General features: G+C 50.3%; 9 protein-coding genes. 7 read left to right on the top strand and 2 right to left on the bottom strand.

Features of this window, described 5'->3' with window-relative positions; translation table 11 throughout:
- Both EFBL_RS21095 and sfsA read left to right on the top strand, forming a co-directional pair.
- Positions 1 to 423: pyridoxal-phosphate dependent enzyme (locus EFBL_RS21095; protein ID WP_231705673.1), on the top strand; the 423-nt coding region annotated here is incomplete at its 5' end.
- A 97-nt stretch (positions 424 to 520) separates the two neighbouring features.
- Entirely contained in the window at positions 521 to 1,207 is a 687-nt protein-coding gene (sfsA, locus tag EFBL_RS03570) for a DNA/RNA nuclease SfsA (protein ID WP_096180765.1), read from the top strand.
- A gap of 18 nt (positions 1,208 to 1,225) precedes the next feature.
- Here sfsA and EFBL_RS03565 read toward each other — a convergent pair whose 3' ends face one another.
- The gene (locus EFBL_RS03565) at positions 1,226 to 1,480 is read right to left on the bottom strand and encodes a hypothetical protein (RefSeq protein WP_096180764.1); all 255 of its coding nucleotides are present in this window, start codon (positions 1,478 to 1,480) and stop codon (positions 1,226 to 1,228) included.
- Between the two features lie 178 nt (positions 1,481 to 1,658).
- Here EFBL_RS03565 and EFBL_RS03560 point away from each other — a divergent pair, with 178 nt between their 5' ends.
- From EFBL_RS03560 to EFBL_RS03550, 3 genes are all read left to right on the top strand, one after another.
- A complete protein-coding gene (locus EFBL_RS03560; protein WP_096180763.1) occupies positions 1,659 to 2,906 on the top strand; it encodes an MFS transporter in 1,248 nt (415 codons plus the stop codon).
- 60 nt (positions 2,907 to 2,966) lie between these two features.
- Positions 2,967 to 4,295 carry a DUF2252 domain-containing protein gene (locus EFBL_RS03555; RefSeq protein ID WP_096180762.1) on the top strand — a complete coding sequence of 443 codons (1,329 nt, stop codon included), beginning with the start codon at positions 2,967 to 2,969 and terminating at the stop codon, positions 4,293 to 4,295.
- A 107-nt stretch (positions 4,296 to 4,402) separates the two neighbouring features.
- The gene (locus EFBL_RS03550) at positions 4,403 to 5,614 is read left to right on the top strand and encodes an MFS transporter (RefSeq protein ID WP_096180761.1); all 1,212 of its coding nucleotides are present in this window, start codon (positions 4,403 to 4,405) and stop codon (positions 5,612 to 5,614) included.
- Between the two features lie 40 nt (positions 5,615 to 5,654).
- On the opposite strand, the gene EFBL_RS03545 is transcribed toward EFBL_RS03550, so the two are convergent.
- Positions 5,655 to 6,131, bottom strand: a complete 477-nt coding sequence (locus EFBL_RS03545) for a hypothetical protein (protein ID WP_096180760.1) — start codon at positions 6,129 to 6,131, stop codon at positions 5,655 to 5,657.
- A 185-nt stretch (positions 6,132 to 6,316) separates the two neighbouring features.
- On the opposite strand from EFBL_RS03545, the gene EFBL_RS03540 reads away from it, so the two are divergent.
- Positions 6,317 to 7,972 carry a glutamine--tRNA ligase/YqeY domain fusion protein gene (locus EFBL_RS03540; RefSeq protein WP_096180759.1) on the top strand — a complete coding sequence of 552 codons (1,656 nt, stop codon included), beginning with the start codon at positions 6,317 to 6,319 and terminating at the stop codon, positions 7,970 to 7,972.
- A gap of 20 nt (positions 7,973 to 7,992) precedes the next feature.
- The gene (locus EFBL_RS03535; RefSeq protein ID WP_165912524.1) at positions 7,993 to 8,217 is read left to right on the top strand and encodes a DMT family transporter; all 225 of its coding nucleotides are present in this window, start codon (positions 7,993 to 7,995) and stop codon (positions 8,215 to 8,217) included.
- Positions 8,218 to 8,241: the final 24 nt, after the last annotated feature.

Raw genomic sequence — 8,241 nt, 5'->3', positions numbered from 1 at the left:
GACGGGAAGCTGGATGCGCTTGTTCTGACTGCGGGTACCGGCGGAACGGTCACGGGTGTGGGGGAAGAACTGAAGAAGAAGATACCCGGGCTGAAGATCTATGTGGTGGAACCGGCGGGCTCTCCTGTGTTGGCAGGGGGGCAACCGGGTCCCCACAAGATTCCCGGAACCGGTCCCGGATTTGTGCCGCGGATCCTGAACAGGGAGATTTACGACAAGATCCTGCATATCAGGGACGAGGATGCACAGACGATGGCTCGCCGTTTGGGGGCGGAAGAAGGCATCCTGGTTGGGGCTTCCGGGGCTGCATCCGTTCACTTCGCGGTGCAGATTGCCAAAGAGTTGCCTGCAGATGCAAGAGTTCTGAGCATCGCGCCTGACACCGGCGAACGGTATCTGTCTTCCGATTTGTTTGTTGACTAAAGGATTCAAAGTCATAAATGCTATAAGGGGGCTGTACAAAGTAGACAAACCTGCTTTTGGTACAGCCCTTTGGTTTATCAACACCCGAGGTGAAGCAATGAAATACCACCATGTAATCACTGGCAAGTTCATAAAAAGGGTGAACCGCTTTCTTGCACATGTATGGCTGGAGGGTGCCGAACAAATCGTCCATGTCAAAAATACGGGGCGATTGAAAGAACTGTTGATCCCTGGTGCTGAGGTGCTGTTGGAGCAATCCGGCAACCCTGAGCGCAAGACCCCTTTTTCCCTGATTGGGGTGTACAAAGGTGAAACGCTGGTCAACATTGACTCCCAGGTTCCCAATCCGGTTGTATATGAAGCGCTGACCACCGGTGCCGTTCGTGAGATTGGACCGGCTGAACATGTAAGAAAAGAGGTTAAGTACGGTAACTCCCGATTTGACCTTTATTATGAGACGAAGTCAAAAAAAGGGTTTATCGAAGTGAAGGGCGTGACGCTTGAAAAAGAGGGAGTCGCCCTCTTTCCGGACGCACCGACCGTAAGGGGAACCCGTCACATTTATGAAATGATGGAGGCGGTGGAGAACGGCTATCAGGGGACGATCCTCTTTCTGATCCAAATGATAGGCGTTCACTGCTTTACGCCACACAGTGAGATGGACCCCGAGTTTGCAAACGCGTTAAGAGTGGCTTCGCAACGTGGAGTCCAACTGTTGGCCTATGATTCAATTGTCACAACGAATGATATCGTAATAGGGAAACCGGTGGAGGTTCGGCTGTGACGAATACGGCAGCACGGTTTATTGCTTTCGAGCCATAAAGATAAAGAACCTTACCAAATGTCCAACCGAATAAGTGCCGGTGATCAGCAGCAGAAAGAAGCCGATCACGGCAAACATGACAGCCAGACCGTTGGAGAAGAAATGAGCCAGGTATACGAGAATGGCCGATACAATCAGGATAATCAGAAACTTGGAAAATTGTTTCACAGCATAATGCAATTCTTCCCTGGCGCGTGTCGGGAATCTGTTTGAATGGACTTGCTCTTCCTGCATCAAGGCAGCACCCCTTTCGGAAACCATTGTACCACAGTCGGCGTGCTTCCAATCACCGGGAAGTGTGCCATCCCCCACTTGAAAAAAGATGGTGCCATGATTATAAAGAATATTTGCTGCCATACAATGAAAAGGATACAATCAACGCATGGGTTGATGAACGCTAGGGGTGGAAGAGATGTCCATAACTGCGCCTGCGGCGGCAGGCTTTTTTCGCAATCGGTTTGTTCAGGCTATAATGCTCTCGGGTATTTTTCTGCAAATCGGCATTTGGGTACGAAACTTCGCTATCTTACTGTATGTAATGGAGCAGACCGGCAATGACCCGTTCTTCGTATCTCTGATATCCGTTGTTGAGTTTGCCCCGATTTTTTTGTTTTCCGTTATTGGCGGCACCTATGCGGATCGCTGGCGGCCGAAGCGAACCATGGTCTGGTCTGATTTGTTGAGTTCGGTGTCAGTGTTTATTGTGCTGCTTACGATCCTTTATGGAGTATGGCAAGCGGTCTTTCTTGTAACCCTGGTTTCGGCCATTCTTTCGCAGTTTTCGCAACCTTCGGCCATGAAATTATTCAAAACCCACGTACCGGCCGAGCAGTTGCAAATGGGAATGGCCCTATTCCAAACCCTGATGGCCATTTTCATGATTATCGGGCCGGTGCTTGGCACCTTCGTTTATCAAACATATGGAATCGGAATTGCTGTCGGGGTCATGGGAGTGGCGTTTTTGCTTTCGGCCGGAGTGCTGACATTTCTGCCGCCCGATCAAACCGGAGAGAAACCGGAACACCAAACGGATTTCTGGCGTGAACTGACCGATGGGTTCCAGTATGTCTGGCAAAGCAAGGTGCTGAAGTGGCTGGGCGGGACGTTTCTTGTCGCTGGCTTCGCGGTGGGCATTATTCAACCGCTTATGATCTTTGTAGTAATGGAGCGGCTGGGGCTGCCGAAGGAGCATGTGCAGTGGCTGATGATGGTCAACGGTGCGGCGATGCTGATTGGCGGCGGGCTGGTAATGGGTGCCGCAAAGAAGATCGCACCCTCGAAGCTGCTGGCAATTGGGCTTTTGGTCAGTTCCATTTCCGTTGTCGGCGTCGGACTGTCCACCAGTTTGAAGCTGACACTGTCTTTGCAGTTCTTAAGCGGCCTCTTCTTTCCCTGCATCCATATCGGGGTGAACACGCTGATCCTGCAAAATACGGAGGAAGCGTTTGTGGGGCGGGTGAACGGGGTGCTCAATCCGCTCTTTATGGGAGCGATGGTAACTATGATGAGCATGGCCGGTTGGCTCAAGGCCACTTTTTCACTTGTGAATGTATATGCGGGGGCGGGCCTGCTGTTCTTTATCGGCGTGCTGCTCATGGTGCCGCTGTTTAATCACCGGGCTCACGGGAACAAAGAGCAGCTGGTGACCGAAGGGGAGTAAGGAACTGTAGTATACTTAGTGCAAGGTAAAGAATGGCTGAACGGGGGAGAAGTTGAAACTATGGGAACTCGTTTGGGGGAGCGTGTGAAACAAACGCAAAAAAATCTGCGCATGCAGGCGCTGGTCACCGTGTTTGACGAGTTTGACGGGCAGATTATGCAACTGGATGAAGAGAAGCGCGGGGAAAAATACAGGAAGATGTCGGGGAACCCGTTCTCCTTCTTCCGGGGAAGCGCCTACCTGTTTTACTTCGATGCCACGCGCGAATGGCTTCCTTATCATACACGGCCGGACCGTCCCACCTGGATTCAGGGTGATCTGCATTTTGAGAATTTCGGGGCGTTTCACAACGGCAAAGGAGCCCTTGTTTTTGACGTAAACGATTTTGACGAAGGGTACCTGGGTTCGTACCTGTACGATTTGATGCGGATGTCTGTCAGCATTGCCCTGGTGTGCCGACTCAAGGGGTTTCCGGTTTCAGATCAAACAGATGCCATTACCGCCTACCTGAAGGCCTACCACAAACAGATCCGGCGGTTTGCCAGAGGCAAAGAGGATCCCGCCTCGTTTGTATTGACGGAAGAAAACACAGAAGGTCAGATAAGAAAACTCCTGAAGAAACTGGAAAAAAAGAAAAAACATCACTTTCTCGAGAAAGTAACGGCATTGTTGGAAGGAACCCGGCAGTTTTCCCCTTCAGACGAAATTCAACCGGCAAGCCCTGAGGAAAGGGAACTGCTGCTGTCCGCCTGGCCTGCCTATATTGACAGCTTGGAAGACCCGGATCGGGAAACTGCAACCTACTACCGCATCAAGGACATAGCAGTCAAACATGGTTCCGGAACTGCCTCCATTGGCCTCGACAGATTCTATGCACTGATTGAGGGGGGAACCGAAGCCCATGGCATGGATGACATCGTTCTCGAAGTGAAAGAAGTAAGAGTTCCAATTCCCGCCTATTTCATGCCTTACAATGAGCTTTTCTGGGATCACTACAGCCATCAAGGGAAACGGGTGATCATGACCCAGCGGGCCATGCATCATGAGGCAGATCCCTTCCTGGGCTACCTGACCTTGGAGGAAAGGGAATTCTATGTGCGAGAGCGCTCCCCCTACAAGAAGAGGCTGAAACTGGAGTCTATAGAGAGAATGGAAGATCTCGTTACCGTCCTGGGATACATGGGACAGATCACGGCCAAACTGCATGCAAGGGCAGACGCAGACATTGAAAACGGAGTGTTGTCATATCACAGTGAGCAAGAGATCCTGTCAGCCATGGGGGAAGATTTGGACGCTTTCTGTGCGACCATCTCCCAATGGGCACTGTCGTACGCCAACCAGGTGGAGCAGGACTTTGAGTTGTTCACGCAGTGGATGGAGAGACGGTAAGAGTGCGCAAGATACAAAGACCACACCTTGAAATTTAAGGGAGCGGTATAGTGAATCAATATATTTATCTGTAGAGCTGCAATTGCGCCAGATGGGAGAAGCATTCTATGTGGAAAAATCGAAACGTTTGGATTGTGCTGGCCGGGGAGTTCATAACCGGCTTGGGTCTGTGGACGTCCATTATTGCCAACCTGGAGTTCATGCAGCAGCATGTGCCCTCCGATTTCATGAAATCCCTCATCTTATTCGTGGGTCTGTTGGCAGGTGTATTGGTGGGACCTGCAGCCGGAAGGATCATTGATACCCGGAGCAAAAAGTCGGTCCTCCTCTTCTCCGGGATTCTGCGCATGGTCAGTGTCGGATTTATGTTTCTGGCTCTCTATTATGAATCCGTATGGTGGATGGTTCTGTTTGCCATCCTGCTTCAAATCGCTGCAGCCTTCTCCATGCCGACCCTGCAAGCACTGCTGCCGATGATCGTATCGGAGAAAGATCTGCTCTCCATCAATGGAGTTTATATGAACGTCACTACTGTCTCAAGGATTCTGGGGACCGCTTTGGCCGGTCTCATGTTGGCTGTGATGAGCCTGTATTCTCTTTATACCGCTTCCCTTGTTGCCTATGTTCTGCTGCTGATATCCACCTTCTTCCTCGATGTGAAGGAAGATGAGAATGCCGGTGCGGGGCATCAAAAGCAAAACAAAAGCAGCTTTAAGGATGTTATTCCGGTGCTGAGGGGATTGCCTATTGCCATCGTTATACTGGCCTTGTCAATCGTTCCCATGCTGTTCATTGGCGGCTTTAATCTGATGGTCATCAATATCAGCGAGATGCAGAACGATCCCCAAATCAAAGGGTTACTGTATGCGGTCGAAGGAACCAGCTTTATCATTGCCGCCTTACTGGTCAAGCGACTGTCTGAAGGGCGCAACCTGCTGAAGCTGCTGTTCGCCATCGCGATCGTAATTGCCTGCTCTCATTTGTCCCTGTATTTTGCCGACAGCAAGGTCATGTCACTGGTGTCATTCGGACTGTTCGGAATCGGGGCGGGTTGTTTCTTTCCGATCTCAGCCACCATCCTTCAAACCAGGGTTCCGAAAGAGTACCATGGCCGATTTTTCTCCTTCCGTAACATGTTTGACCGTGTCCTCTTTCAGGTGATTCTGTTGGGAACAGGGTTGTTCCTTGACACCATCGGCTTCCATCAAATGGTGCTATGGTTTGGTGCAATCTCGATTCTATTGGCGCTGTATGGGGTTCTCAAGATGGCAAAGACTGTAGAATTCACGGAAAAGTCAGGGGTCAGTCAACAGGCATAAGAAACAGCCAAGGCCATCCAATCGGGTGGCCTTTAGATTTTTAATCTCTTCTGGCGGCAGCTGCAATCAAACCTGCCAGGGCACCTGATCCAATCAATAGAAAATCTTTGGTGCGTTCCATATCATATTGGGTTTTTGCGTAGAATTGTATGTCGGGCAGGTGTTGTTCCTGACGAGGGGTATCGGGTGATGGCTGAACAGAAGAAGGTTGCACCGGGGTATTTAAGGCGCTGTACAATTGGGTCAGGTAGTTGTCCGAGTGCTTGTCGTAGCTGTAAGCACCAATGCCAATCAGGCTGAAAGCAACCACTATCAGCAGATTGCTCAGGCTGTTGGGGTTTGTGATGCGGGGTTCATAGGCAAGGGGCGGGGACTCTTCATGTGTGGTGCCGCAAACATGGCAAAACAAGTATCCTTCCATCTGTTTCTTGCCGCAAGCAGAGCAATAGGACGGAAGTTTGGGCGGTTCGGGCGGTTTGATCTGTTCCTTGTAAAATGCGCTAACGTAATCGTTCAAGCGAGCCCCTCCCCTCTACGGAAACTATATAGAAAAGGCCTTGTACCCATTCCGAAAGATTTGTTAAACGTAGGAACAATAGGCAGATGTTGAACTCCTGATACATTGACAGTATTATGGATTGAGAAGGGTCTGGGGACACGGCGTCCTCCCGCTCCCGCGATCAAGCGAGAAGGGTTGATAGGATGGAGAATGCAAGTTCCAATTTTATTCGAAACATTGTGATCGAAGATCTGAAAACGGGAAAGGTCGATCAAATCGTCACCCGTTTTCCGCCGGAACCAAACGGATATTTACATATCGGTCATGCCAGGTCAATCTGCCTCAATTTTGAATTGGCGGACGAATTTAACGGCAGGACCCATCTGCGGTTTGATGACACAAACCCATTAAAGGAAGACGTCGAATACGTGGAATCCATCAAGGAAGACGTCAGATGGCTTGGATTTGAATGGGACGGATTGTTTTTCGCGTCCGATTACTTCGAGGAAATGTACAATAGGGCCGTTCTGTTAATCAAGAAAGGCAAGGCATACGTGGACGATCTCTCGGCAGAAGAAATCCGGGAGATGCGAGGAACCTTGACGGAACCGGGTAAAGAAAGCCCTTACCGCAATCGAACGGTTGAGGAAAATCTGGACTTGTTCGAACGGATGCGGAAAGGGGAATTCAAGGACGGGGAGAAAGTGCTGCGAGCCAAAATTGACATGGCTTCTCCCAATATCAACATGCGGGATCCCGTTCTTTACCGAATTGCTCACGCCACCCACCACAACACGGGTGACAAATGGTGCATCTACCCAATGTATGATTTTGCCCATCCATTGGAAGACGCGATCGAAGGCGTCACCCATTCTCTGTGCACCCTGGAGTTTGAGGACCACCGTCCCCTTTACGATTGGGTAATCCAAGAGTGCGAAATGGAGCATGTCCCGCGCCAGTATGAGTTTGGCCGCTTAAACCTTACCAACACGGTCATGAGCAAGAGAAAGCTGAAGCAGTTGGTGGACGAAAAGTATGTGGACGGGTGGGACGACCCCCGGATGCCTACCGTTTCCGGCTTGCGACGGAGAGGCTATACGCCGGAATCCATTCGCAATTTCATTCGGGAATTGGGTGTTTCCAAAGGATCGGGCGTTGTGGATACCCAGATGCTTGAGCACTTTGCACGTGAGGATCTGAAGCTGAAGGCACCTCGAACCATGGCGGTTTTAAGGCCCTTGAAGGTAGTTATCACCAATTACCCGGAAGGGAAAGTCGAAATGCTGGAAGCGGAGATCAATCCGGAAAATCCCGAAATGGGGGTAAGACAGATTCCCTTCTCCAGGGAAATCTATATTGAACAGGACGACTTCATGGAGAACCCGCCGCCCAAATATTTCCGGCTGTTCCCGGGAAATGAAGTCCGGCTGAAACACGCTTATTTCATCAAGTGCAATGAAGTGATCAAGGATGAACAGGGCAACGTCGTTGAACTGCACTGTACCTACGATCCCGAGACCAAGAGCGGAAGCGGATTTTCCGGCCGCAAAGTCAAAGGTACGATCCACTGGGTGGAGGCCCAACATGCGGTTCCGGCCGAGCTCCGATTGTATGAACCCCTGTTGCTGGATGATACGGACGGAGAAGAGAAGGATTTCCTGGAATTGGTAAACCCCAATTCTCTGGAAGTGCTTCAAGGGTTTGTCGAGCCAAATATGAAAGATGCCAAACCCCATGACAAATTCCAATTCTTCCGCCACGGGTATTTTAATGTGGATCCCAAGGATACCACCAGTGATCAATTGGTGTTCAATCTGATTGTATCCCTGAAAAGTTCTTTCGAAGTTCCAAAGAAATGACCGCTGGCCGAAGGCACTCAGTGTCTTCGGCTTTTCAACGTATTAACATTTTCATGATGGTGCTTGTGGTTCCGAAAATCGGTGTGGCTACTGCATTGGTTTGCGTTATAACCGGCCAGATTTTTGCCAGCACAGTAATTGACCATTTCCAGTTGTTTGGCGGGCGGCAGATTCCTATTGACGGGAAACGGATCGCCGGAATTCTGTTTCTGGCTTTAGCGCTCTGGCTGTTCTACAAAAGGTGATTTGCTTTCACCAGTTTCTGGTAT

This window comes from Effusibacillus lacus, assembly GCF_002335525.1.
Lineage (GTDB): Bacteria > Bacillota > Bacilli > Tumebacillales > Effusibacillaceae > Effusibacillus > Effusibacillus lacus.
The sequence above is the reverse complement of the archived record's forward strand: the minus strand, read 5'-3'. Positions and strand labels throughout refer to the sequence as shown.

Coding starts and splice junctions, on each gene's coding strand:
- sfsA (WP_096180765.1), top strand. CDS start 521: ATGAAATACCACCATGTAATCACTGGCAAGTTCATAAAAAGGGTGAAC.
- EFBL_RS03565 (WP_096180764.1), bottom strand. CDS start 1,480: ATGCAGGAAGAGCAAGTCCATTCAAACAGATTCCCGACACGCGCCAGG.
- EFBL_RS03560 (WP_096180763.1), top strand. CDS start 1,659: ATGTCCATAACTGCGCCTGCGGCGGCAGGCTTTTTTCGCAATCGGTTT.
- EFBL_RS03555 (WP_096180762.1), top strand. CDS start 2,967: ATGGGAACTCGTTTGGGGGAGCGTGTGAAACAAACGCAAAAAAATCTG.
- EFBL_RS03550 (WP_096180761.1), top strand. CDS start 4,403: ATGTGGAAAAATCGAAACGTTTGGATTGTGCTGGCCGGGGAGTTCATA.
- EFBL_RS03540 (WP_096180759.1), top strand. CDS start 6,317: ATGGAGAATGCAAGTTCCAATTTTATTCGAAACATTGTGATCGAAGAT.